Genomic DNA, 26,086 nt, shown 5'->3' with positions numbered 1-26,086 from the left:
ATGATAGGAAAGATCAAAAAAGGCCGCTCGTTCGGCGGCTGCATACGCTACGTGACACAGAAGGACGATGCGAAAATCATTGCCTCGGAAGGCGTGCTGCTGGGAACGGCGGAGGAGATGGCACGCAGCTTCCGGTGGCAATGCCTGCTGAATCCGGACGTGACGAAACCGGTGGGGCACATCGCGCTCAGCTTCAAGCCGGAGGATGCACCGAGACTGACCGATGCCTTTATGGCAAGACTGGCGGGAGAATACCTGGAACTGATGGGGATACGAAACACGCAGTTCATCGTGGTGAGGCATCACGGGACGGACAACCCGCACTGCCACATCGTCTTCAACCGGGTGGACTTCGACGGGAAAGTGATTTCCGACAGCAACGATTTCAGGCGCAACGAGAGGGTGACGAAAATGCTCAAGGAGAAGTATTCGCTCACTTATTCCGAAGGCAAACAGGCCGTTAAAACGGAAAAGCTGCACGCTTCCGACAAGGTGAAATACGAGATATACCGTGCGGTCAAGGAAGCTTTGAGGAGTGCAGATACATGGAAGGAATTTCAAAATAAGCTCTTAAAAATGGGCGTGGAAATGGAATTCAAGTACAAGGGAAACACTAATGAAGTGCAGGGCATCCGCTTTATCAAGGATAACCAGTCATTCAAGGGGAGTGAGATTGACCGCAGTTTCAGCTGGTCAAGGCTGGATGCGGCATTGGAACGTAACCATGCCGTGGCTCAGGAGAATGATGTTTCCCGAATGCAACCGTGGCATGAACAAAACCATGGTTTTGCTATTGGTAACCTGATTGAGGTCACCGGTACCGGAAGCCTGTTTATGCCGCCGGCTGCGCCAAGTGAGGACGAGCGGGAGGCGGAACGCCTGAGAAGGAAGAAGAAACGCAAAAGAGGAAGGAATCTATGAACCATATGTATAACGTTAATTTTTATGTCAATGAAAGAGAACAAGGAAAACTATCTGGAAGGTATCTACGGATGCCTTGAAAGGGTTGAGAAGAAAGTGGGGGCATTGTCCATGGAAGGTGCAAACCCCACGGTTGGGAGCTGTACCTCATCTGCGGAATGGATTGCGGAACTGAAGGCCCGTCTGGAACGTCTGCAATCCGCGGTGGAGAAAAACGGCTCGGAGATGGCCGCAGTGCGGGAACGTACCGCCCGTTTGTCGGAAGGCAGGCCGTTGTCTGCCGAAACGTTTGCCGGGGAAATGGAAAAGACAAGGGACTGCCTGCGGCAGGACAGCCAGGCGGTAAAGGAAACGGTAAGACGGCTGGATGAGAGAATGGTCCTGTTGAAAAAGGAACCGGTACACAAACTGGTGACCTACCGTCTGGAAAGCGCATCCAAGGCGGTGGTAACGACAGCTTCAGCACTGATCCTGGCACTGGTCGTTTCCGTCTGGGCCAACTGTAACCAGTACCGCACGAACCGGCTCTTGAAGGATGCCGATTTGAAATACCGCGCCATCAGGATCTGCCTGCCGGGGGATGATCCCGACATCGCCTTCCTAGAGAAGCATTTCACCATCGAGCGAGACGAGGAAAAGATCCGGCGTGTGGAAAGGCTGGTGACCGCTTTTGAGGACTCGGTCAGGAACCGCATCCGTAACCATGAAATGGCGGCCTACAAGGACAGTCTGGCGCACCGGCTGTTCAGGGAGGCACAGGAAATCAGGAAGCAACTGGACAATCCTAATTCTAAATGACTGCACTATGGCAACAATCTAGGCATTGCAGCTTCTTTTATTTGCAGGAAATAAGAAACTTACATCCTCGTCATGCCCAGAGTGTAAAGCAATCACTCATAAGTGGTTGAGTGGTCGTAAAGTCTTTCAATGTCCCCAATGCGGTTGCTTGATACCTCTAACAAAAGGGACTGTAATGAAACAAGCAAATTATCACTTAGTTCTTGGTTCTATACCATGCACCTTATGACTTCTGTCAAGTAAGTACTTTCGGCCAAAGAGGTACAACACCAATTAGGGCCTCCCAGTATCCACCGATATGGCTAATGATGATGAAACTTCGCAACATTATGGGCAAGCGTGACGCTATCTATGAATTGTCCGGTGGAGTTGAGCCGAACGAGGCATTCTTCCCGATACGGGTTCCGGAAGAAGCTCAAGGTGAGACTATCAGAAGAGGTGCAGGCAGCCAGCGGCAAGCCAAGGTCTTGGTTGTAGTAGAAAGCAAATCTGCTGACGAAGTACTTCTCAGCTACTTGAAAAGCCAAGATAAAGGTGACAAAGCAGGAAAGTTCGCAAGCAAGATGAAAGGCAAATCCACAAAAAAGGTTGTGCATTACATTAAAATGTTTGTATTGGACAATCTAAATGCCAGTACAATAGATACAATCGTAAGGGAACATGTTGCCAAGAACGCTGTTGTCATCACTGATAATTCCTCTTCCCACGTTAATCTCTCTGAGTATTTCTTCAGGCATGAGTCATTTACAGAGAAAGGCAATGTTGACGAGGTTGTAAAGAGTGTTCTCCCATGGGTACACATCGTGATTGGGCGTTGCAGGGATGGCGTAGCAGCTATTCACGGAGATGTTGATGCACAATTCCTGCAGTTGTACTTGAATGAGTATTGCTGGAAATTCAACAGACGTTTTTTTCGGGATTCTTCAGATCCCAAATATGACTTATTTGACAGGTTAGTCAAAATTGCCGCACTATACATATCTGACATTAAATGGAGAAATTACGAGCAAATCGATGATGAAGATGTCATTTAAGGTTTGTTAGTACTTTTATCACCACACAAAGAAAAACAAAAGTTTCCTCAGTATGAAACTTTTGTTACCTCTAAGAGAAACCCACTTTTGCTTTTAATCCCTACGCTACGCTCTGCATTTTTTTGTATCTTTGCCTATAAGTCTCATTAAACACAGGAGCTATGAACAAGACTATTTATCCCATCGGCATACAGAACTTCGAGAGCCTTCGCAAGAACGGTTATCTTTACATCGATAAGACAGCCTTGATCTACCAATTAGCGACAACCGGACGCCATTATTTCCTCAGCCGCCCCCGACGCTTCGGGAAAAGCCTGTTGCTCTCTACGTTAGAGGCTTACTTTCAAGGGAAAAAGGAACTGTTCGAGGGATTGGCTATCGAGAAACTAGAGAAAGAATGGACGGAGCATCCCATCCTTCACCTCGACTTGAACATCGCGCGATATGCCTCCACGAGCGATCTGGAGGATATCTTGAACCGTAACCTCGTCGCATGGGAAAAACTCTATGGAGCGGACCCGGCGGAAAGAAGCCTGCCGCTCCGCTTCGCCGGGATCATCGACCGGGCCTATCACAAGACCGGACAACGAGCCGTGATCTTGATAGACGAGTATGATAAGCCCTTATTGCAGAACCTGCACGATGAGGAGACACAAAACCAATTGAGGAACATGCTCAAACCCTTCTATGGCGTATTGAAGACCATGGACCGGGCCATCCGTTTCGCCCTGCTGACCGGAGTGACCAAGTTCGGGAAGGTGAGCGTGTTCAGCGACTTGAACAACCTCATGGACATTTCCATGGACAATCGCTATGTAAAGATATGTGGTATCACGGGGGAAGAGATTCTTATATATCTGAGGGATGAACTACAGACTTTGGCTGACATACAAGGTATGAGCAATGAGGAAACCCTCAAAAAACTCAAGGAATGGTATGACGGATATCACTTCACTGCCAAGTCCGAGGGTATATACAATCCATTCAGCCTATTGAATACCTTCGCTAAGATGGAATTCGGAGACTACTGGTTCGAGACCGGGACACCCTCCTACCTCGTGGAGCTGCTCAAGCACACCCATTACGACCTCTACGAGATGGCCAACACGGAGACTGACACCAATGTGCTCAACAGCATCGACTCCGCCTCGAACAATCCCATACCCGTCATCTACCAAAGTGGATATCTTACGATCAAGGATTATGCCCCCCGTTTCGGCATCTATAAATAAGGTTTCCCGAACCTAGAGGTGGAAGAAGGCTTTGTCAAATATCTCTTCCCTTTCTACACGAACATAAGCGCCGCAAAGCCCCCCTTCGAGATAGGACGTTTTGTCCAAGAAGTGGAAAGCGGCGATTACGGCGCATTCTTCCGCCGCCTACAAAGCTTCTTCGCCGATACCCCTTACGAGGTGATCGCCGGGCAAAAGCCGGAACGGGACACGGAACTGCATTACCAAAATGTACTTTTCATCGTCTTCCGACTGGTCGGGCTGTACACTAAGGTGGAATATCACACCTCGAATGGCCGTATCGACCTCGTTTTGCAGACCGATCGTTACATTTACATCATGGAGTTCAAATTAAACGGCACAGCCGAGGAAGCCTTACGGCAGATCGACGAGAAACAATACGCCCTTCGCCAACGATGAACGCAAGCTATTCAAGATTGGCGTAAACTTCTCATCTGAGACACGGAACATTGAGCGGTGGATGGTGGAATAATATATGTATATTCGCACCCGGTAATCATGTAAAACAATTCACTGAAACCTTCGATAAGAAATACGTCCGAAGATTACTTACTGGTATAGCAATCTTCGGACATACATGCTTGTTTTTTATATTACTCCACAGTTAGCTTGTCAATTATGTATGAGTCTCTAATGTGAAAGAACAGTTATTCCGCCGGAGGACTGCTGACGGCTTTGAACACGACTTTGCAGTCGGCCCATTTCTTGTCTATTCCTATCACCGAGAAGGGAACACTGGTGGAACTGCCTAAATCTCCATAATCTTTTATACAGTAGGTGTATTCAAGAGTGTTCCCATTTTTAACGAGATACAGTGGCTCGATGTATACCAGTCTGTTCGTTTTCGAATGCCTTACCGTGAGTGCTATCTGCTTGTTAAAGTCAATGGTTCTTCCGTCTTTGACATCATATATCTGGAAGTTTTCATAAAAGCTCGCCTCATCTGTAAAGACAACTTCGAGCGTCTCATCACCCTTCACTATGGGATAATAGGATTCCGCATTATTGAATGGCACGCGCGACAGGAACTCATCCGTCGTCACCTTTATTCCATGCGGGCCATAGTCCATGAGAGCCAGGTGAGCCACCTGCCATTGTGGCGCTGTGATGTGCTGGTAGGGTTCTCCAGTCTCGTCCTTGTAATTGGTTGGCCACAGCTTTGCAATAGAATGTCGCCAGTTCTTATTGGCCAAAATGTTGCGATACATCACAGCAATCACGTTGCCGATGGGATTGCCGTCCACATCCAGTTTCTCACGGTCCCACACGAAGAGATTATAGTGCTCGCCGGTAGCATTCTTTTCATCCACATACTGCTGCACTTCGGCCAGCCGCGGATTTTGCTTGAGCGCCACCACGAAGTGGGTCAGTTCCCCACCGGACGCCACATTGGCGTTCTTGTCGCACAGCGAGAGATACGAGCGTGTGTTGGCCGCCGAGCCTAAGCACACCGACCAATAGCGAGCCGGGGCATCCGCATTTTCCTCCACACGCTGCGGCACAGGAGCCGGTATGAACGAAAAATAGAGCACCTGGTCATCCTGTATGCGTGTGCGGCCATAGAGATACTTGGTGGAGTTGTTGGGATAGTAGCGACCGACGGGCGACAGATAGAAAGGCATGTCGGCGAAATCGTCGGACACCTGTGTAAACACTTGCGACTTCAGGTTGTATACATTGCTGCGGACATGTTCCGGACAATCGACTTTCTCGCCTGTCGTGAGGCTGACAGCACTTATCGCCGGAAGATCCACTCCGCCGAACTCATGCTCGTTGCCACCGGCATCTTCGCCCAGATAGTGGCGGAACACTACGCATGCCTTCTTCACATCGGCAGGCACTCTGATGAGGTTCTCACATCCCAGCGCAGCCGTTTGTACCTCGGAGGCCGTCTCGGGTACGATATACACCGTAAAGCGGCCCCTTTCGGCGGTTGTAACCACAAACGGATTCTGCGCGCCGTTGTCGGGCACCATTTCATAGTCGTTGATGCCACCGATGGCCTCGCCTGTATTGTCGTTGTAGAGCGAGAAACTACAATAGCGGGTATAGGGGAACTCTCCCTCCATCTTCAGTGCCACATCCTGTGCCTCGTCTATATTCCACGTATATTCCCAATAATTGCTGTATCGGTCGGGATACTGACCCAGCACTTCGTCGCGACCTGCCATGGTTTCGCTCCAAGTACTTTCTGTCAGCTCCTTATCATTTACATTAGGGCTATCATCATCGTCTGAGCACCCTACAAACAGTAGCATGGCAATAGCTACAAATAACAAATTCTTGATGTTCATGTTCTAAAAAAGATTTAGTAATTATTGTATTATCGATTTCTACAATTTTACACGATATGGGCCACTGCATGAATTGAAGAGCAAATCGCCATTGTTGAAATACTGGATAATGGCATAGGTGCCGTTGCCACGACTGGTGTTACCGAAGATGACACGGTGACGTGTAGCACCTGTGTTCCAGTCCAAACCTGTCACCTCCCAACCGTCACTCTGGCTGTATCCGTTTACGAACACCATTCCGGCAGAAGTGCTGATGGCAGGAATCATACTTGGAGAGCTGACATCGCCTCTCATCCAAACTGTCTCCCACTTGTTATCTTTGGTATTCCATTCCAGACGTTCCACGCCATATGGTGAGGGAATAAGCGGACCGATAGAAAGTACATCCACAACTTTGTCACCGGTTGATGTTCCACCGCTGAGGATGTTGTTCACCACAAAGGCTCCATATCCAGCACAAGCCACCGACTGCTCGCTCTGAATCCATTCGGTAGACGAAGGCAGTCCGCAGGTCACTTCCTTGTATCCGGCAATACGCTGTCGTCCGCCGGCCACTTCTTTGGCATCAGCAGGAATGTTATCGCGCCAGAAGGCCACAATCTTCATGCGCTTGGCTCCATCGGTGATAACTACAAGGTGGTCTTCGTCGTCGCCAAAGCCCATAAGCGTCGGTGTTGATCCCGTGCCATTGCCCATCTTGATAGAAGGAGCCGTGGGACCACCGTCATAGGCACACTGCCAAGCACCGTCGGCTTCGGCCGTGCTCAAATGTCCACCCCGCCATACAATTTTCTGCATCAGGCCATCTCCACTAGGTTCTTTGCTGTTACTGGCCACATAAATACCTCCGTCTTCTTCAACAGCAATGGAGTTTGTCAGAACCTGTCCGTTGGGTAGCGAATAAGTATCAACCACACCAGAAAGGTTTCGATCAACCACCACGATACCAGAATTGTAGGCAGCCACCAGATAACCATCGTATGTCATCACAACTCCCACCAGTGCCCATGCGCTACCCACCTGATCCTTTATATTAAGATAGGAGTCCAACTCTATACCTGCTTCTGGTTTTGAAGCTTCCTTCAACCGATAGCGAGCTATAGTAGTGCCGATATTGGTGTAGGCATAATTATCTTTGTCACACAATACATAGTTGCCGCTGGATATGGCATGCATAGGATGTTCACCGGTAAAAGGTGTGATGGCATCATAAAGTTCTTTCGGAGAATTGTAATTAGCCGAAAGCGTGCGCAGCTGTTCCTCTGTTTTCATCGTACCATCCGGCAATCCAGCTTCACCCAGCTTGGTAAAGCGCCCGTCAGTACAGCGATAGTAAGAAACCCGGTCGCTGCTCATTCCCCACATATAGCCGTCAACGGCAGCAGACAAGGTCATGAGGTTGACCGGACCGCTCCAGCCGCCTTCGCAAGCGTAAGGATCAGCGTGCCATGTACCGTCAGGCACGAAATACGGGATAGCATCGGTTTGGGCTGAGTTGAAGTGAGTGATGCTATAGTGTTCCTTGGCAAGGAATGGATTGGGCTTGGGCACGTTAGCGACGGCAATCAGATTATTCCCTTTGTTGTTACCGCTCATATTGTCATCATCGGAACATGCTGAAACCAACATGACAGAGCATAATACTACACACATGAAAAAACGGTGCAAGTATGTATATTCCTTCTTCATTCTCAAATTGTTTTTATGGCTATATAGCTATTTATTCATTATCCTTAGTCCCACGTTTTAGGATGTTGTATTTCCCGTAAATTCTTTCGAATCGGTTCGCACGAATATACCGGATGGAATTCATTGGAGGTCTTGAAACCATTGCTGCCATGATACCAATTCTCGCTGGAACCCTGAACATTTTTGCTCCAATAATCATCAAAAAAAGTGTCGGTTTCAAAAGGTGTGCGCATTTCCGAACCACCGGAACTTGCAAAGACTTTCCCGGATTTTAGTCCTACGGCTTTTATCAGTTTATCGTCGGAAGTACCTTCAGTGGCAAATTTAACCAGAACCTTATTACTCGGAATTTTCCAAGGCCAGAATTCGCCCATATCCTTGTCGCTAGCATCTCCACGCGCCGTATAGCCATCTTTTTTCTCTGCAAAGATGATATCAGTTATGCCATAAAAACGATCTTTACGGTGTCCCAAAGCGTAATACCAATACTGCTCACAATGGTCATCGCACACGATAAAGTCGTCTCCCGAGGTCTCTGCGCCATGTTCATGGTACTTTGAATTGGGAAAATGCTTGTTGGCCATCATTGGATAGTAGATGCGTTTGATGCCAAACTGGTCCTCAGCCACAAATGATTTAGGTTCTCCTGCGTGCTGTCCGTTTTCTGCCGTTTTCATCATAAAGTCGGCAAGAAGCACAGGTGAGTCATCGGTGGGCAGTTGAGACTGGCGGTCAACAAACGGACCAATGTATTCCATTACGGCCTTATAGCGAGCGGAATCGCCTATCAGGTAATAAATAGGAATCAGACCCGGGTCGGATGCCGACGTGCCAGTTGTGGTGAAGCTAACCGCCACCCACTTGTCTTTATTTTCAGTAGAGACCTTCCCGTCCCATGCCTCCATGTCGATTTCTCCATCTCCACCCTTCGACATCGTGAACAGCCAGGCATTCGATGCTTCTTCGTAATCGGAAGTATAATAACTACCGTCGAACGACATATTTACCTGATTGCTTCCGGTTTTAGCGGCATAGTATTCGGCAAAGTTGCTCGGCAATTGTCCTTGTTTCTGCTTTACTGAGAATGATGCGCTCAAGTCATTGGAGATTGTTGTAGAATAAGCGTTGTCCTCACGGCTGTAGAGTGTGAAATAAGCGCCTCCAAAAGTGCCTTGCATAATGACATGCGTGCCATATCGCTCCAAAAGGGTAAAGATATTGTTTTCGGAGATGGTGTCGTTGGCATATTTCTGATAAAGTTCAGAGCCCGGATTGTTCAAAATATCGTTCACTTCTTCTGACAAGAGGGCAGCCCAACCTATACCGGTTGAATCACCTACGGTCTTCTGTACCCAATCCCAGTTGAGGGATGCCTGTGCCATTTCTTTGCGGTAATAGCTTAGATAATATTCGTGATATTTTTCCGACTGGTGAGATTCGTTTCGTGAGTAGCTGACGCTTCCCGACATTTTATATTTGCCCTTGGTTTTAGGTACAGGCATAACTGCACTCAAACCTACACTTACCCCCCACTCTTCGATGCATTTCTCATAATCGTGCCCATAGATCTCAAAAAACACGCCTTTTTGCTGTGAGAGAAAATTGTTTTGCAGGTTTTCGTAGATTGCGTTAAAGTCAAAAAGCGGATAATTTTTGGTTATTGTCGGGTCCTGGGTTATGTCATATCCATGACCAATGATACGGGCGTAACTCATGTCTTCATCGGTAGGTTTGCTGGATGAGTTACGGAAACTTACCATAACATCTTTCTCAATCACGTCATCACCAATTTTTCCTTCACTCGAAATTCGAATCCGCAATCGCGTAGAAAATGGTTTCAAATCATGAATGGACTGTTTCAACACGGGATATAGGTATTCACGTCCTTCAATATTGCGCTGCTCGAAGTCAACAAGAGCGCTGTTGCTATTGGAAAAACTCACAGGTAGCTTGGTATGTAAAGGGACTCCCTTATACTCATCTGCCATATCAATGATGATCGAGTTATACCCGTTAGTTACGTCCAAAGCCATTCCATTCTCCACTAATGGAAGGTCTTCAATGATTACGGATTCATGGTCATCAGAACAAGAAGCCATTAACACACATAACAGAATGCAAAAATTCAAAAAGTTCCTCATTTTCATATAGTTGTATGTTATAACAATACTTCGGTAAATTTTTACCGAAAAATTAAAAGTTAAACAATAGAACCAGCAAATGCAGGTTCGAAAACACTAAAGAGGTCATTGAAATGTTGTCAAAAACGAATGGTTAAGCATGAAGAAATGTGCTGAAAAAAATTGGCTAACCTGCTGATAATAAAGGTAGAAATCATTTTGCAATTCGTTGTTTTTTAGCAAATTAGAAGTCTCTCAACTCTTCTGATTATGACTAAAGAAACACTCCTTATGCAATCAATCTGAGTGCCTGTCGGCTCTCAAATCAGTTGCGAATATACATAAACCTTTCGAAAAGACCTTTATGGATGCAATGATATTATTCATGGCCATCCCAGATCGTATAAATTTCCTCCAATTAGGCAGATATGGCTGTTTTTCGGAACAGACATACCGTCACCTTTTTGAGAATGAAACTTTCGACTGGTTTGCGTTCAACGGCTCTATCATCAGCAAGCATCTCATAGGTAAAAGATAAGTCATCGCCATCGATCCTTCCTATATCCCCAAGTCCGGTCATAAGACACCTTGGATTGGTTACTTCTGGTCAGGCTGTGCCGGGGATTATAAGCGTGGATTGGAAATCATGGGCATCGGTGTCATTGACATCGACAACCATGAATGCATGACTTTAGGTTCCATTCAGACGCCGGATTGTAAGACCTTGGATAATATGGGCAAGGACCTCGTTGACTGGTATGGCAACTATCTTATCAGTAGAAAAGACAAGCTACAGGGCATATCCAGAACGGTGGTTGCAGACGCATTCTTTTCCAAGGGAACTTTCATAAGCCCTATGTGCGAGAACAATTTCCACGTCATCAGCCGCTTTAGGAACGATGTAATCCTGTACTATCCGACATTGGAAAAGAAAACAGGGAAACGTGGTCCTCCCAAGTGGTTTGACGGCAGGATTGACTTTGCCAATCTGGATCTGACCCGATGCAAGGAATACGAGGTGAACAAAGGAAAGCTATACGGATTGAGGGTATACGCAAAAGCTCTCAAAAGGTATGTTTCCTTAGCCATCTGGTATCCGATGGACGGGAGGACAGACAAGTGGCAGCTTTATTTCTCTACAGACGATTCCATGGATGGACGCGAGGTTCTGGATTATTACAGAACCAGGTTCCAGCAGGAATTTTGCTTTAGGGATGGAAAGCAGCATGCCGGAATTACCAACTGTCAGTCAACCGACTTCAGAAAGTTGGGTTTTCACTTCAATGCGTCGCTCGCGGCTGTCAACTTGGCCAAAGCGGCATGTAAGAGGCTCGGAATAACCTATTCCATATCCTCTTGCAAGTCTTTCATACACAATGCTTATATGCTTGAACGATTTATTTGCGTGTTCGGGATTAACCCAGACCCGCAAGTTATTGACAAACTTTTCAAAGAACTCATTTTATTTACTACCAGAGCCGCTTAGGCTTGGAAATTTTTTAACAAACTATTGTTATAATTAACAGCTATAAAGTTCTTACATTTAAATAACTCCTTTTGAACTGAGCATATAATGAAAAAACGGATAGGCAAAGTAAAGAAGAATAAGCGAAGCAACATTGTTTTTTGATGTGACTTATGTGCGGTTAAGAACGATAACACATAAAAAAGTGTGCGGTTAACGATTTTTACGCCAACCGCACACTTTTTCATGATAGATTTTAAACCTTAAATGCTTACTTCTCGTACAAAATCAGGAATGATTACATCCACTTGTTTCTTGGCTCGATAGAATGCATAACGACTGACAAAACCCGACGAGACGGCTACGGCATTTTGTGTTGCATCGGGGTATGCCTCTAAATAAAGCCGGGCATATTGCAACCTGAACATGTTTATCAGATTATAGAAACCTATCGCCGAGATAAACTTATTGGCATCATGTTTCATCCCTTTCGGAATCTCATTCATTATTCCCGACTTCTGCAGATATGGATTTTTATATTTTTGCAGAACAACTTCCAACACTTTATCACGTACTGCCGCATCACATAGGATCCAATCATTTTCACCGATCTCTTCTCTCATCATAGTTTCTTGCGCATGATCCGTATTAACACTATTTTCTTCTGGATTCGGCAATGTCTCATCTTGATTGCTTGTATCCTCCTTTAATTGTGGATGAAGAATCAATGACAAAAAGACGACCATCCATAAGGCGCAAAGGATATCTATTATAAACTTTGCCCAGCCATTTGCCGTAAAAAAGACAACAAACATCATGGCAATCCAAATGATAGGAAAAAATAAAATCTTCTTGGCAAATTTGAATGGGAAATCTTCTTCATTGGAATAATTATCATAATGAAAATAGTTTATTCTCTTTTTTAGCCACTTAATCATATGCAAAACATTACAGGTCAACAACACTCCTATTCCTCCCGTCACCCATAACAAAGGTGTCTTATATTGAACCAACATATCTCCATGGCCGAACAAAACCAAAGAGAGGGAGATAAACAAAATACCGGTAACTACTATTGCTCCAGAGACATTCAAAATTGAATGTTGTATTTGTTGCTTATAAAAATATCTGCGTAGTACCAATGAAAACCCCAAGGAGTAATAGAGTACTCCAAATATGCGAATATACACCCATGTACCTTCATCAGAAGGTTGTAGCAAATAAGGGAATTGAAGGACTACAGCTGAAAAGAAAAAAGTGATTTGTTTGCGAGCCGGATAATAGCAGTGAGCACATTCATCGAACGGGCGACACATATGTGTCCAACGTATATAACCACAAAAAAGACCTGATATTATATAAACCAAGCAAGCGGCGGCATAAAACATTTCTAAATTCATAAAATTCTTCATTAAATACAAATTTATAAATACTTTTTATTAGATAATATGTTTGATTTTTTGATATGTAATAATTAACAATACACTATTAGATATCTATTTGATTCGTTATCATCGTTTCTAGATTCAAAAACAACTCTAATATTAAATCAATTAATAATGCAATTATAATCAATTATAACAAAAATATTATAACCAAAAGAGTTAAATAACGAATATTTACATTGATATTACAAATAATTAACTACAAAAAACAACTCAAACCTTTGACACGCAGGTAGCGTTTTGTTACTTTCAGAACCTAGGCAGTACGTTCACTAAAGTAATACTAGTATAGATAAAAGCTGGAAATCAACGTTATATTCCTATTCATGATTGTTCCCATAGTCAAAACCGTGATCGATGTCCTCGTTTGGAGCGTATTAATTCCACTTATACGGATCGCCAAGGGCAGGGTTTTCCCGATATCTATTGTAAGAGTAAATATGCATCCTATTTTTCTTTTAGACAATACTTCGGTAAATTTTTACCGAAAAATTAAAAGTTAAACAATAGAACCGGCAAAAGTCGGTTCGAAAACATTAAAGAGGTCATTGAAATGTTGTCAAAAACGAATGGTTAAGCATGAAGAAATGTGCTGAAAAAAGAGAGCCAACCTGCTGATAATATAAGGTAAAAGATATTGCATAATTTATTGTTTTTCAGTAAATTAAAAGTATTAAACTCCTCTAATTATGACTAAAGAAACACTCCTTATGCAATACCAATCCGAGTGCCTGTCGGCTCTCCAATCAGTTGCGAATATACACAAACCTTTTGAAAAAGCGTTCATGGACACCATGAAATTATTCATGGCCATACCTGATCGTATAAACTTCCTCCAATTGGGCAGATATGGCTGTTTTTCGGAACAGACATACCGTAACCTTTTTGAGAATGAAACTTTCGACTGGTTTGCGTTTAACAATTCTATCATCAGCAAGCATCTCACGGGTAAAAGAAAAGCCATCGCCATCGATCCTTCCTATATCCCCAAATCAGGCAAGAAGACACCTTGGATAGGTTACTTCTGGTCAGGTTGTGCAGGAGAGTACAAGCTAGGATTGGAAATCATGGGCATCGGTGTTATTGACATCGACAACCGTGAATGCATGACTTTAGGTTCCATTCAGACACCGGATTGTAAGACCCTGGATAACATGGGCAAGAATCCGGTTGACTGGTATAGCGGTTATCTTATCAGTAAAAAAGACAAGATACAGAGCCTATCCAAAACGGTGGTTGCAGACGCATTCTTTTCCAAGGAAACGTTCATAACGCCTATGGGCGAGAACGATTTCCATGTCATCAGCCGCTTTAGGAATGGCGTAGTCCTGTACTATCCGACATTGGAAAGGAAAACAGGGAAACGTGGTCATCCCAAGTGGTTTGACGGCAGGATTGACTTTGCCAATCTGGATCTGACCCGGTGCAAGGAATACGGGGTGAACAAGGGAAAGCTATACGGATTGAGGGTGTATGCTAAGGCTCTCAAAAGGTATGTTTCCTTAGTCGTCTGGTGTCCGATGGACCGGAGGACAGACAAGTGGCAGCTTTACTTCTCTACAGACGATTCCATGAATGGACGTGAAGTCCTGGATTATTACAGGACCAGGTTTCAGCTGGAATTTTGCTTTAGAGATGGAAAGCAGCATGCGGGAATCACCAACTGCCAGTCAATTGACTTCAGAAAGTTGGATTTTCACTTCAATGCGTCGCTCGCGGCTGTCAACTTGGCCAAAGCGGCATGTAAGAGGCTCGGAATAACCTATTCCATATCCTCCTGCAAGTCTTTCATACACAATGCTTATATGCTTGAACGATTTATTTGTGTGTTTGGGATTAACCCAGACATGCAAGTTATTGACAGACTTTTCAAAGAACTCATTTTATTTACTACCAGAGCCGCTTAGGCTTGGTGAATTTTTAACGAACTATTGATGCATGAAGTATATGCTCTTATCCGAGAAAAATCAGGAGCCTTATTTAGTGACGATAATCATTTGCTTTATATTGCAACTCCATCTGGTTGGGATGAAAAAGCAAAAAATCTGTATGGTCAAATGGCTGCTAAGGCAGGCTTACCTATTGCTGGTATTACTTCGGAATCTAGAGCTGCTTTTATAAAGGCTCAGTTGGATACCTCTTCTGGACTGCCACAATATATATCACAAGGAGCTATTGTGTTTGATATGGGATCGAGTACTTTAGATTTTACATATTTACAAGGCGGAAATGCTCCGGTTGACTATGGCTATGATTGTGGAGCATCGCAAGTTGAGAAAATAATGTATGCGGAAATTCGTGAAAAAAATAAAGATATTATTGCTTTTGAAACACAGTATCCAAAGTTAGTCGCTAAATTATTGTATGAAACTCGTTGTGCTAAAGAGGGTGTCTATTTTGATCCGGATATTCGTTATAAAAAGACCGTGAATTTTGAGGATATTGTGGATGATGAGGAGTTTGAAGATTCAAAAATGAAATTTGTTTTTCAACTAGGAGAGTTGAATCACATGTTAGAGGAAAAAGGATATATCTCTGAAATCCGTCAAGCGATGTTTGATTTTAAAAATTATCATATTGGAGGGTATCCAATCAAAGCAGCATTTTTAACGGGTGGTGCATCTCGGATGGGTTTTATTCAAGCATTGATTGAAGATTGCTGGGGACTTCCGCAGGACTTGATATATAGAGATCAAGATCCCTCTTTGACAATCTCAAGAGGTGTAGCTGAAGTGGCAAGAAGCGATTTTCGATCGGGTGGAGCAGGTAATACCAAACAATTATTGAATGATATTGTCACGGAGTCTGATGTCTATACTCCATTTGTGAATTCATTGTGTGATAAGTTGTCAGAGGAAATTATTGGAACAGTAGGAGCTTGTGTGACAAATTTCAGGGATAATGAAACAGATGTCTCAATTAATGATTTGCAGGCTTATATTGAAGAAAATATAAGTGAAGATCTTAATCAAGTAGGGGATTGGGCTATGGAATGTTATAAGGAGGCTTTTGAAAACCAAACGAAAGAAATACGTGATCGATTGGATAAAATTGTTAGCAATTATTCACGCCAAGGGGTTCGTATGGGAAATGCTCAAGTATCCATATCTTCTTTACCGAATATAGATATGAGTGTGATTGCGGAGCAAATGCGACAATTAAGTTCTAACTTTACGGATGGAGGAATAGTAAATGGGCTTGTTACAGGTATTGCAGGTGCGGCTGTTGGTGGTGCGATCGCTATGTTATTAGGTGGTCCTTTAGCTTGGCTGATAGGTGGTGGTGCAATTTTGGCCAATTGGTTCTTCGGTGAAGAAAAAACGGAAGAACAGAAACGTCAAGAAGCATTGGCTAAAGATTTGGATCATGATCAGCGACAACAAGTTTTTGATGAGTTCAATAATAGCTGGGAAGATATTTGCAATAAAATACAAAAGGCTGTAGAACAATCTATTCGTAGTAATTATACATTGCAACGGACAATTCAATCTCAAAGTAAAGCAACAATTGAGTCTTATATGAAAGAGTGCATAGAACAAACTCGTTTAATGGTAGAATAAAATGGAAAATATACATATTCCGGTAGTTTCAGAAAGTGCGGCTAAGGTTTTAGCTGCCACTTCTATTTCCCAGTCTTTATCATTCTGTATGGAGCGTAAGTACTTGGAAAAAATTGCAGATACGAATCTCAATCCTTATTTTGAATTGAAAGAGGTGGGATTGACTAGTAAGAATGATGTATCTTGGATTGAAATAACTCAAGTTGGTAAGCCTTTGGATCAAATCTCGGAGGATTGTTTTACAGCCATGCAAAAAATTCTCTATTCTTGTTTCATGCCTCAAGAAACTCAATTGCTTTTTTTGATTACGGAAAATGGCAAACGGAGTCGGTTGTATTTGGGAGTACGCCCAATGGGGACAAGTATCAAAAGGAACATAACCAAATATTTAACCGAGTTCATGAAAGGTACTTGGCCGGGTCTGCAATGTCATATAGTAAAAAGTGAATTAGAGGATGAAGGACTTCAATCCTTTTCATCACAGCTAAGAGATGATACCTTGGAATATGTATATGCTTTGACTGGAATTCCTTCTATGGAAAGCCAATACAAATCAATTTATCCGGCAACCATAGATAAATTGATGGCGGGGATGAATCAAAGTAAGAATTATGCCTATTTGGTTGTCGCAGATCAAATTGAAGCCAATGAAGTAGATGCCATGCTTTTTCAATGTAGGGAAATGAATAGCCAAGCGGAGTCTATGAAATCATTTAATGTAACAGAGGGACGTTCGCAAGGAAGTTCACGTTCTCATACTACAACAGATGGAACATCTACATCAGAAGGTGTATCGACTACAAAAAGAGATTATTCCAAATTAGGAAAATTAGCTATGCAGGAAACAGGATTGGCTTTGGCTGCTTCTTTTTTTCCGGCTGCCCAGTCTGTTTTGGAAGGTGCTACAGAAGTGGGGGGACAATTGGTGGCAGGAGCGGTTTCTATGTTAGGAATAGGAGTTGCTAACTCACTTGTAGGTTCATTAACACCGAGTAAATCTGTATCTACTACTACAGGTACCAATCATTCCGAATCAGATTCTACATCTACAAATGAAGGTCAATCCCAGAGTTTAAGTCGGAATATTGTGAATAAGCACATAGAATCTGTATCAGAACATCTTTTTTACCATAGCAAACGGTTAGAAACAGGCAAGGCTACAGGAATGTGGAAAGTTGGTACTTATTTGCTGGCGAGTAAAGAATCGGATATAAAAGGTAGTGCTATGCAATTGCGTTCTATTCTCAGTGGACAAGAATCTATCTTTGAGCCAATTCGTATAACGGATGTCAGTAATGTGATTGAAGCGGATCAATCAATAGGTCGTTTTCAGTCTCCGATTATTCGTATAGACAGTTCTTCAAATAGCAAGCCATTTAATCATCCTTTAGGAGATCATTACAAAGAACTTAAAACCGTTCTAACCACCAAGGAACTCTCTTACTTGATCAATTTTCCATTGCGTTCCGTCCCAGGGATCAGTGTAATCGACAGCTCTCCAGAGTTTAGTTTGAATTTGCCCGAAAAGAAAGAGGATAAAACTGTCGAAATTGGAAAATTGCTTTATGGAGGTTCCCCTACGAATATGGATTACCATATTCCGGTAAGTTCTCTTTCCCGTCACACTTTATTGTCCGGTATTAATGGAAGTGGGAAAACGAATACGGTACAATCGATTCTGAATGGCATAAAAGGTGAAATCCCTTTTCTGGTAATTGAACCAGCAAAGACGGAATATGTAGATTGGGCATTAAAATACAATGAGGAACATCCGGAAAATCCGATTGATATTTACATTCCCGGTTGTAGGAGGTACAAAACAGGATTTGTTCCTAAAAGATTGAAATTAAATCCATTTGAGTTGGTTTGGTTGAATGAGGAACAAGAACCGAATGTATTGACACATATTGATCGTTTGAAATCTACTTTTGCGGCAGCGTTTCCTATGTATGATATTCTTCCGGTTTTGATGGAGGATTTGATCTATACTGTATATCAGAATAAATCGACAGACTGGTTAGGTGAAGAACCTAAATTCGGAAAAACTTTACCTCCTACATTAAATAGTATGAGTATAAGTGTGGACAAAGTGATTTCCAACCGACAGTATGAAGAGCGGATTGAACGGAATATGAAAGCGTGCCTCAATACACGCATAGATAGCTTGAAACGAGGATGGAAAGGGGAGATGCTAAACACGGTGCATTCTACACCGTGGGTTGAGTTGTTTGAGAAACCATGTATCATTAATTTATCATACGTGGGTGATGATGTGGATAAATCATTCTTTATGGCATTGATCCATCTGTTCTTATATGAATATCGTGCAGCTTTAGCCGAAACCGGACAGGTTGATTTCAATGATAATAGTTGCAGGCATCTTACTGTTATAGAAGAAGCTCATCGGGTTATGGCCAAATGTGACAATCAAGAATTGCCTCAATATAAATCAGCTATGATATTTAGCAATATGCTGTCAGAGATTCGTGCATACGGTGAGGGTATGTTCTTGGTAGATCAAGTGTCTACAAGGCTTATTCCTGATGCGATCAAAAATACGAATCTAAAGATTACGCATCGATTGGTAGCGGAGGATGATTGTAAAGCAATATCTGAGTCTATGGGCTTGAATGAAGAACAACGGAAGGTCATTGCTAAGTTGATGACCGGACAGTGTATTGTATCAAGTTCTTTGGCGACAGATACGTATTGGGTGAAGGTTCATAAGATGAAGTGATATATGAAAAGCTCAAATTGTAATATAGAAAAGGGAAACGCCTCTAATGAAGGATTAGGGCGTTCTTCTTTAACGCAGCCAGAGATTTCTTATCTGAAAGAATTAGATATGAAATCATTGGAATGGGAGCGATTGAATTTGGAGAATAAGATCGCTATATCAAGGGATATAGATAATAGGGTTGGAGAAATATCCGAATCGACTGGAATTGCTAAAACTTTGCTGTATCAAGAGTATTTCCCTGATATACGTACAATAAGGATACAACAACATTCATGGGATGGGAAGAGCGTAAATGATGTAACATATTCGATGCAGACGTTTGTTTCTTCTACAGGTGAGATGTTTAGAGGAGTATTCCCGGAGTTTCCTGCGAAACGTGAGATCATTCTTCCAGATTACTGTATGTCTGATGAGTTTTGGAGTGAATATGGTAACAGATCTGACCGAATACAAATGAAATATGCAACTGTCGGATTAAAAGAAGAATTGATGAAAGATCCTCCATTAAAGGATACCTTGAACTTGAGTGATCGGCAATTTGCGGATATCATGGCTGAGAAAGATAAAATAGAAGGTTTGACGTGGCATCATGATATTAATTTTGGAAGGATGAAATTGATTGATGAAAAAGTTCATTCTTTTAAAGAACATCAACATTCTGGAGGAATGGCTACTTGGAATGACCGTTGGATTCAAAGCCATCTGATTGACGTCTCTAAGTTGGAGAATGTCAAAGACTATATGGAAACAAACAGGTATGTTTGTGGAAAATTTGCAATGCCTGAACTTAAATATGTTGGAGAGATTCTTCCATTAGGAAATACGGATTTGCTAATAGCTCGAATTGATGAATTGAATGGTAGAAAACCTCCTAAGGCCATTGATTCGGATCGGGCTGTAGCGGAGTTGCTTGAACCTATAAAGGATAAAATAGATCCACTTTATTTGGAAGCTCCATCAGACAATGCTCAAGTAGAGGCGATTTCCGATGTAATGCTCCGAGTGGAGGGATTGGAATATGATAAATGGAAGGCTCTTTCTTTTGATAAACGGATGGGTGTATTACAGCAATTAGAAAATGAAGTTGCCAAAATCGCTCATCGACCATCATGTGTTGTTGTATCTCAAAGTTTGGGATTTTATAAACTGCTTCGTAATACTTAATGTGGTCGGACAGTTTCTGTAACTTCAATGTATGATACATCAGTAAGAGAGGAAGTAGACAACTGGAATAGAAATCTGTTAATTCGAAGTCATGAACACACGGCTCTTTCATTTAACTGTGATATAACTATTCAAATATTTGATTGTGTGATAGTTATATTATTACTAACATCAGATTTCAATATCTGTGTTGTTTCGGATGAAGGAACAAATAACTGCTAACTGGCTATTAATCATGCCATTTGAGATTTCTGCGCATTTTTAAATGAAAGAGCCTTCGCTGATTTCCCGTATGAGTTGAACGATAAGAATTTGAGATTTCTGCGCATTTTTAAATGAAAGAGCCGTGTCATGAACAATATTTTTTCTTGCAAAGTTGTTTTACTTTGCAAAAAAAATCATAACTTTGCAATGAAAGAGTTGTTCTTACGTATGAGACTATAAAATACTGAAATTAGCACAATCTCCAAATCGTTACCCGAAACTTTTCAAAACTTCCATAAGTGTTTGTCTTTCAAATCAATCCATCAATAAGATAAGATTTTAAAGTAAATTTAGGCATAGTCAGTTCCTATATTAGGAAATATTAGTTACCTGTTTTTATTTGAAAAAGACAGATATTTTTGAGTTAAAAACTCATACTTAGCTTGCATTTCATTTCTCCTTGTTTAGGGTTAATCTTAGGTAGAAAGAAGAAAGGCTGGTATGAGTTTTTTTGTATAACTTTGTAAATGTAAATATTAATCTGTACAATATCATGAAAAAGTATTTGTTTTTATGGATCATCCTATTGATAGGAAGTTGGCATGTAGTTGCTCAAGCAAATAATGACGGCGCACTAATCCGTATATCAACCGACGAAACGGATTTGATTTATCGTCAGGCTCCGAATGGGCGCTTGTATCAGGTCTATTTGGGACCTAAGTTAATGCATCAGACAGATTTGGAACATTTTTCTCCTTTTGCCAAAGGTGGATCGGACGGAAGTGCCGGACAACGGGGATGGGAGATTTATATGACTTCAGGTGCAGAAGATTTCTTTGAACCGGCCCTAGGTATCACGCATGCGGATGGGAACATGAGTACAATCCTCACGTATGTCTCTTCTGAACAGAAAGCAATTGACAGTAATGCGACGGAAACGATCATCCGTTTGAAAGATAATCAGTATCCCTTGCAGGTAATAATGCATTATGTTGCTTACAAGAAAGAAAATGTGATTAAGACCTGGACGGAAATCAGTCATCAGGAAAAGAAACCGATCCGGTTGAATCGCTACGCATCGTCAATTATTTATTTTGAGCGTCCGTCTTATTATCTGACGGAGTTCAATGGCGATTGGGCTAAGGAAATGAATATGACAACCCAGCAGTTGCAGTATGGCAAGAAGATTCTGGATACCAAATTAGGTACACGGGCAGCCATGCATGTGTATCCGTTTTTTGAACTGGGTTTCGGACAGCCGGCAGAAGAACATCGGGGAGAAGTGGTACTGGGAACAATCGGGTGGACCGGTAATTTCCGCTTTACTTTCGAAGTGGATAATGTCGGTAATCTGCGGGTTATTTCAGGAATCAATCCATACGCTTCGCATTATGAACTGAAGGCGGGAGAGACATTTACCACTCCTGAGTTTATCTTTACACGTAGTGATGAAGGAAAAGGAGATGCCAGCCGTAGTTTTCATCAGTGGGCCAGAAATTATCAGTTATATGATGGTAAAGGCGATCGGTTGACACTGTTGAATAACTGGGAGAATACGTATTTTAATTTTGATCAAGATAAACTCAGTACGCTGATGGTTGAGGCAAAATCATTGGGCGTCAATCTATTCCTTTTGGATGACGGTTGGTTTGGAAATGAATTCCCTCGTAACGATGATCATGCCGGTTTGGGAGATTGGCAGGTAATGAAGAGCAAACTGCCGGATGGAATTCCTTTCCTGGTAAAAGAAGCTAAAAAAGCGGGGGTTAAGTTTGGTATCTGGATTGAACCGGAGATGGTAAATCCGAAGAGTAACTTGGCGCAGAAACATCCGGACTGGATAATCCGTCTGCCGAATCGAGAGACTTATTATTATCGGAATCAGCTGGTACTCGACCTTACGAATCCGGAGGTTCAGGATTTTGTATTCGACGTAGTGGACAATCTGTTGACAGAGAATCCGGAAATTGCCTTCTTCAAATGGGACTGCAACAGTCCGATTACCAATATTTATTCTCCGTATTTGAAAGATAAGCAGGAACAACTGTATGTAGATTATGTACGGGGATTATATAAGGTGTTGGACCGTATCCGTGCCAAATATCCGGCTGTGCCGATGATGCTCTGCTCGGGTGGTGGAGCTCGCTGTGATTATGGAGCTCTGAAATATTTTACTGAATTCTGGGCAAGTGATAATACCGATCCGGTTGAGCGTTTGTTTATTCAGTGGGGCTTCTCGCAATTCTTCCCATCGAAGGCTATTTGTGCACATGTAACCAGCTGGAATAAGAATACTTCTGTGAAGTTTCGTGTCGATGTAGCCATGATGTGTAAAATGGGCTTTGATATCGGTCTGAAAGATCTGAACGCAGATGAATTGACTTTCTGCCAGGAAGCCGTTGCTAATTATCACCGGTTGAAACCGATTATCCTCAATGGAGATTTCTATCGTCTGGTATCTCCGTATGATACAGAGCACATGGCTGTAATGCACGTAGGTGATAACCAGAAGAAAGCCATTCTGTATGCGTATGATATTCATCCCCGATATGCTGAAAGTACCTATCCGGTTCTGTTGCAAGGATTAGATCCTGCCAAGATGTATAAGGTGGAGGAAATCAATCTGATGCCGGATACGGAATCGGGTGCTGCCATTAACGGACAGACTTACTCGGGTGATTACCTGATGAAAGTAGGAGTGCGGGTATTCTCTGCCCGACAGACAACCAGCCATATCTTTGAAATTACAGCTGTTAATTGATAAAACTCTTGCTGCTCATTGAGGCGTGCCAACTCAGGTACGCCTCAATGAGCTGTTCAGGTATGCCATCCGTACCCGATCGGGTACGTCATAGGTACCAGTACTGCTTCCTTTACATATTCTTCTATGTTATAGCCAAAAACTCTTTTGTATATTTTGTTTGTAATCATTTTGTAATATCTGTGACATCTTATTGAAACAGGCAATTAGGAATTTTGCAACCAGAATAATATACATTTAACACTTTATGGAAACATTCTATTTGTTTTTGGTCCTTTTCCTGGCAGTACTGGCGATTTTTGACTTGTCGGTCGGTGTCAGTAATGATGCGGTGAACTTCCTAAACGCTTCGATTGGTTCTAAGGCTGCATCTTTTCGTGTGATAATGATTGTAGCGGCTGTCGGTATTCTGGTCGGAGCAGCTCTGTCGAATGGTATGATGGATATTGCGCGGCATGGTATTTATCAGCCCCAGTATTTCTATTTCTCAGAGATTATGTGTATCCTGGTAGCGGTGATGTTGACGGATGTGGTGATTTTGGATATATTCAACTCTTTGGGAATGCCTACTTCTACAACTGTTTCATTGGTATTTGAATTGTTGGGAGGTACGGTTGCGTATTCTCTGATTAAAATCGCTAATGATACGGAAGGTATCCTTCAGATTGGTAATTTGATGAATACCGATAAAGCTTTGACCGTCATTTTGGGTATTTTTACTTCAGTAGCTATCGCTTTTATTTTCGGAGCACTGGTTCAATATATCTCTCGTCTGATTTTTACATTTAACTATCGTAAGACTGCTAAATATTTCATTGGATTGTTTGGTGGCTTGGCTGCTACTTCCATTGTCTATTTCATGTTGTTCAAAGGCTTGAAATCAAGTCCGTTTTTGGCTGGTCCGGTAGCTGATTATATCTTTAGCCATACGGCTGATTTGGTATTGTATTGCTTTATCGGTTTTACTATCCTGATGCAGGTATTGCATTGGCTGAAGGTAAATGTGTTCAAAGTAATTGTACTGATGGGTACTTTTGCGTTGGCATTGGCTTTTGCCGGTAATGACTTGGTAAACTTTATCGGTGTGCCATTGGCCGGTTATTCTGCTTATACTGATTTTCTGGCACAGAACGGAACAACCACTCCGGATACCTTCCTGATGACATCTTTGCAAGGTTCAGCCAAGACTCCCTGGTATTTCTTGGTAGGTTCTGGAATCATCATGGTGATTGCTTTGTTGACATCCAAGAAAGCTCATAATGTGGTTAAGACTTCTGTGGATTTGGCTCGTCAGTCGGATGGTGATGAGAATTTTGGAACCTCGCCGGTAGCCCGTGTCTTGGTGCGTGTCTGCAGTAATGCTTCGGCAACAATCATGAATGTGGTTCCAGTCCCGGTTAAGAATTGGATTGACCGTCGTTTTAATAATCAGGAGATAATTTTGGAAGATCAGGCAAGTTTTGATTTGGTCAGAGCTTCCGTTAATGTGGTTCTTTCCGGTTTGTTGATAGCTGTTGGTACTTCCTTGAAATTACCTTTGTCAACAACCTATGTTGCTTTCATGGTGGCAATGGGTTCATCTTTGGCCGACCGTGCCTGGGGACGTGAAAGTGCAGTATTCCGTATCACCGGTGTGTTGTCTGTAATTGGTGGTTGGTTCATCACGGCAGGAGCTGCTTTCTCTATCTGTTTCATTGTTACGATGATTATTTATTTCGGTGGTGTACCTGCAATCTTGGCCATGATTGCTTTGGCTGTTTACTCTTTGGTAAGAAGTCAGATCATTTATAAGAAGAAAAAGCACAAGGAAGCTATGCAGAGCGAGGTGAATACAACAGTAGCCAAATTGCGTACGGCTACTAATCCTATCGAAGCTTTGAATTTGTTCCGTCAGCATAGCCGTGAAGAATTGAAGGGTGATCTGCAATTTGCTGCAGAAGCATTGAATGCTGCTGTAGAGGGATTCACGCACGAAAACTTGAAGGAACTGCGGCATGTGATGGCGGCCATCGAGGAGAAGAAAGAACACTTGAAGCAGGTTAAGCGTGTGGGTACATTGGGTGTGACTCAGCTGGATCGCGATATCGCTATTGATAAAGGATTGTATTACTATCAGAGTAACGACTTTGCCAGTGAGATCGTATATAGTATCCGTCGTTTGGTTGAACCATGCAAACAGCATATTGACAACAACTTCAATCCGTTGAATGATATTCAGAAAAATGACTTTACCGGTATGGATAATCGGGTAATCAGTTATCTGAACCGTTGTGCGGAAATGATCGACAAGAACAACTACGATATCATGCCTTCACTGGTAGATGAATCTAATCAGCTGGTAGTAGGCCTGACACAATTGAAGAAAGAAGAATTGAAACGTATTCAAGGGCAGTCAGGTAGTACAAAGGTCAGCATGGTTTATCTGAATATGTTGCATGAAACGATTAACGTTGTCAACTTCTCTTGTAATTTGATAAAGGTAAGCAAGAAGTTCCAGATGGAATAAGAGGAAACATCTTGTATCGTATTTTGGAATAAAAGGCAAGAGTCACGAAAGAGAACAGATTAAATGTTCATTTCGTGACTCTTTTGTTTATCTTGTAAAAAGTCTCTACAAGCTTTCTGCTTTTCTTTTTCA

At 42.5% G+C, this 26,086-nt stretch carries 13 protein-coding genes and 2 pseudogenes; 11 read left to right on the top strand and 4 right to left on the bottom strand.

Going from position 1 to position 26,086, the window contains the following annotated elements:
• The 4 genes and pseudogenes from MUN53_RS09515 to MUN53_RS09500 all read left to right on the top strand — a co-directional run bounded on the left by MUN53_RS09515 (position 1) and on the right by MUN53_RS09500 (position 4,478).
• Positions 1-921, top strand: a complete 921-nt coding sequence (locus tag MUN53_RS09515) for a relaxase/mobilization nuclease domain-containing protein (protein WP_243325130.1) — start codon at positions 1-3, stop codon at positions 919-921.
• A 30-nt stretch (positions 922-951) separates the two neighbouring features.
• Positions 952-1,719: a hypothetical protein gene (locus tag MUN53_RS09510; RefSeq protein WP_170078800.1), complete on the top strand. Its 768-nt coding sequence runs from the start codon at positions 952-954 to the stop codon at positions 1,717-1,719.
• Between the two features lie 329 nt (positions 1,720-2,048).
• Positions 2,049-2,753, top strand: coding sequence for an IS1595 family transposase (locus MUN53_RS09505; protein ID WP_240957613.1), 705 nt, complete (start codon positions 2,049-2,051; stop codon positions 2,751-2,753).
• 161 nt (positions 2,754-2,914) lie between these two features.
• Positions 2,915-4,478, top strand: a pseudogene (locus tag MUN53_RS09500) (ATP-binding protein).
• A gap of 175 nt (positions 4,479-4,653) precedes the next feature.
• On the opposite strand, the gene MUN53_RS09495 reads toward MUN53_RS09500, so the two are convergent.
• Genes MUN53_RS09495 through MUN53_RS09485 form a run of 3 tightly spaced genes read right to left on the bottom strand, consistent with a single transcriptional unit; the run spans position 4,654 to position 10,118 of the window.
• Positions 4,654-6,300 (bottom strand): hypothetical protein, encoded by a 1,647-nt coding sequence (locus MUN53_RS09495; RefSeq protein ID WP_122114888.1) that lies wholly within the window; start codon positions 6,298-6,300, stop codon positions 4,654-4,656.
• A gap of 39 nt (positions 6,301-6,339) precedes the next feature.
• A complete protein-coding gene (locus MUN53_RS09490) occupies positions 6,340-7,989 on the bottom strand; it encodes a hypothetical protein (RefSeq protein WP_122114889.1) in 1,650 nt (549 codons plus the stop codon).
• Between the two features lie 44 nt (positions 7,990-8,033).
• Positions 8,034-10,118 (bottom strand): MAC/perforin domain-containing protein, encoded by a 2,085-nt coding sequence (locus MUN53_RS09485; RefSeq protein WP_243325102.1) that lies wholly within the window; start codon positions 10,116-10,118, stop codon positions 8,034-8,036.
• 261 nt (positions 10,119-10,379) lie between these two features.
• Between MUN53_RS09485 and MUN53_RS09480 the strand changes: the two are divergent.
• Positions 10,380-11,595, top strand: a pseudogene (locus MUN53_RS09480) (transposase).
• A gap of 242 nt (positions 11,596-11,837) precedes the next feature.
• Here the strand turns inward: MUN53_RS09480 and MUN53_RS09475 are convergent.
• Entirely contained in the window at positions 11,838-12,974 is a 1,137-nt protein-coding gene (locus MUN53_RS09475) for a hypothetical protein (RefSeq protein ID WP_147378476.1), read from the bottom strand.
• 734 nt (positions 12,975-13,708) lie between these two features.
• Here MUN53_RS09475 and MUN53_RS09470 point away from each other — a divergent pair.
• The 6 genes from MUN53_RS09470 to MUN53_RS09445 all read left to right on the top strand — a co-directional run bounded on the left by MUN53_RS09470 (position 13,709) and on the right by MUN53_RS09445 (position 25,954).
• Entirely contained in the window at positions 13,709-14,926 is a 1,218-nt protein-coding gene (locus tag MUN53_RS09470) for a transposase (RefSeq protein WP_243325090.1), read from the top strand.
• Positions 14,927-14,953: 27 nt separating this feature from the next.
• Positions 14,954-16,579 (top strand): Hsp70 family protein, encoded by a 1,626-nt coding sequence (locus MUN53_RS09465; RefSeq protein ID WP_122115120.1) that lies wholly within the window; start codon positions 14,954-14,956, stop codon positions 16,577-16,579.
• Between the two features lies 1 nt (position 16,580).
• A complete protein-coding gene (locus tag MUN53_RS09460; RefSeq protein WP_240957619.1) occupies positions 16,581-19,316 on the top strand; it encodes an ATP-binding protein in 2,736 nt (911 codons plus the stop codon).
• Between the two features lie 3 nt (positions 19,317-19,319).
• Complete coding sequence (locus MUN53_RS09455) at positions 19,320-20,483, top strand: HNH endonuclease (protein ID WP_243325084.1); 1,164 nt, start codon at positions 19,320-19,322, stop codon at positions 20,481-20,483.
• A 757-nt stretch (positions 20,484-21,240) separates the two neighbouring features.
• A complete protein-coding gene (locus tag MUN53_RS09450) occupies positions 21,241-23,448 on the top strand; it encodes an alpha-galactosidase (protein WP_243325083.1) in 2,208 nt (735 codons plus the stop codon).
• Between the two features lie 247 nt (positions 23,449-23,695).
• Entirely contained in the window at positions 23,696-25,954 is a 2,259-nt protein-coding gene (locus tag MUN53_RS09445) for an inorganic phosphate transporter (protein ID WP_243325082.1), read from the top strand.
• The last annotated feature ends 132 nt before the right edge of the window (positions 25,955-26,086 follow it).

Origin of the sequence: Parabacteroides faecalis, from assembly GCF_022809355.1 — a bacterium.
GTDB classification, from domain to species: domain Bacteria; phylum Bacteroidota; class Bacteroidia; order Bacteroidales; family Tannerellaceae; genus Parabacteroides; species Parabacteroides faecalis.
This window is presented reverse-complemented; position numbering and strand designations above follow the sequence as displayed.

Coding starts and splice junctions, on each gene's coding strand:
- MUN53_RS09450 (WP_243325083.1), top strand. CDS start 21,241: ATGAAAAAGTATTTGTTTTTATGGATCATCCTATTGATAGGAAGTTGG.
- MUN53_RS09475 (WP_147378476.1), bottom strand. CDS start 12,974: ATGAATTTAGAAATGTTTTATGCCGCCGCTTGCTTGGTTTATATAATA.
- MUN53_RS09455 (WP_243325084.1), top strand. CDS start 19,320: ATGAAAAGCTCAAATTGTAATATAGAAAAGGGAAACGCCTCTAATGAA.
- MUN53_RS09510 (WP_170078800.1), top strand. CDS start 952: ATGAAAGAGAACAAGGAAAACTATCTGGAAGGTATCTACGGATGCCTT.
- MUN53_RS09515 (WP_243325130.1), top strand. CDS start 1: ATGATAGGAAAGATCAAAAAAGGCCGCTCGTTCGGCGGCTGCATACGC.
- MUN53_RS09470 (WP_243325090.1), top strand. CDS start 13,709: ATGACTAAAGAAACACTCCTTATGCAATACCAATCCGAGTGCCTGTCG.
- MUN53_RS09465 (WP_122115120.1), top strand. CDS start 14,954: ATGCATGAAGTATATGCTCTTATCCGAGAAAAATCAGGAGCCTTATTT.
- MUN53_RS09445 (WP_243325082.1), top strand. CDS start 23,696: ATGGAAACATTCTATTTGTTTTTGGTCCTTTTCCTGGCAGTACTGGCG.
- MUN53_RS09495 (WP_122114888.1), bottom strand. CDS start 6,300: ATGAACATCAAGAATTTGTTATTTGTAGCTATTGCCATGCTACTGTTT.
- MUN53_RS09490 (WP_122114889.1), bottom strand. CDS start 7,989: ATGAAGAAGGAATATACATACTTGCACCGTTTTTTCATGTGTGTAGTA.
- MUN53_RS09505 (WP_240957613.1), top strand. CDS start 2,049: ATGGGCAAGCGTGACGCTATCTATGAATTGTCCGGTGGAGTTGAGCCG.
- MUN53_RS09460 (WP_240957619.1), top strand. CDS start 16,581: ATGGAAAATATACATATTCCGGTAGTTTCAGAAAGTGCGGCTAAGGTT.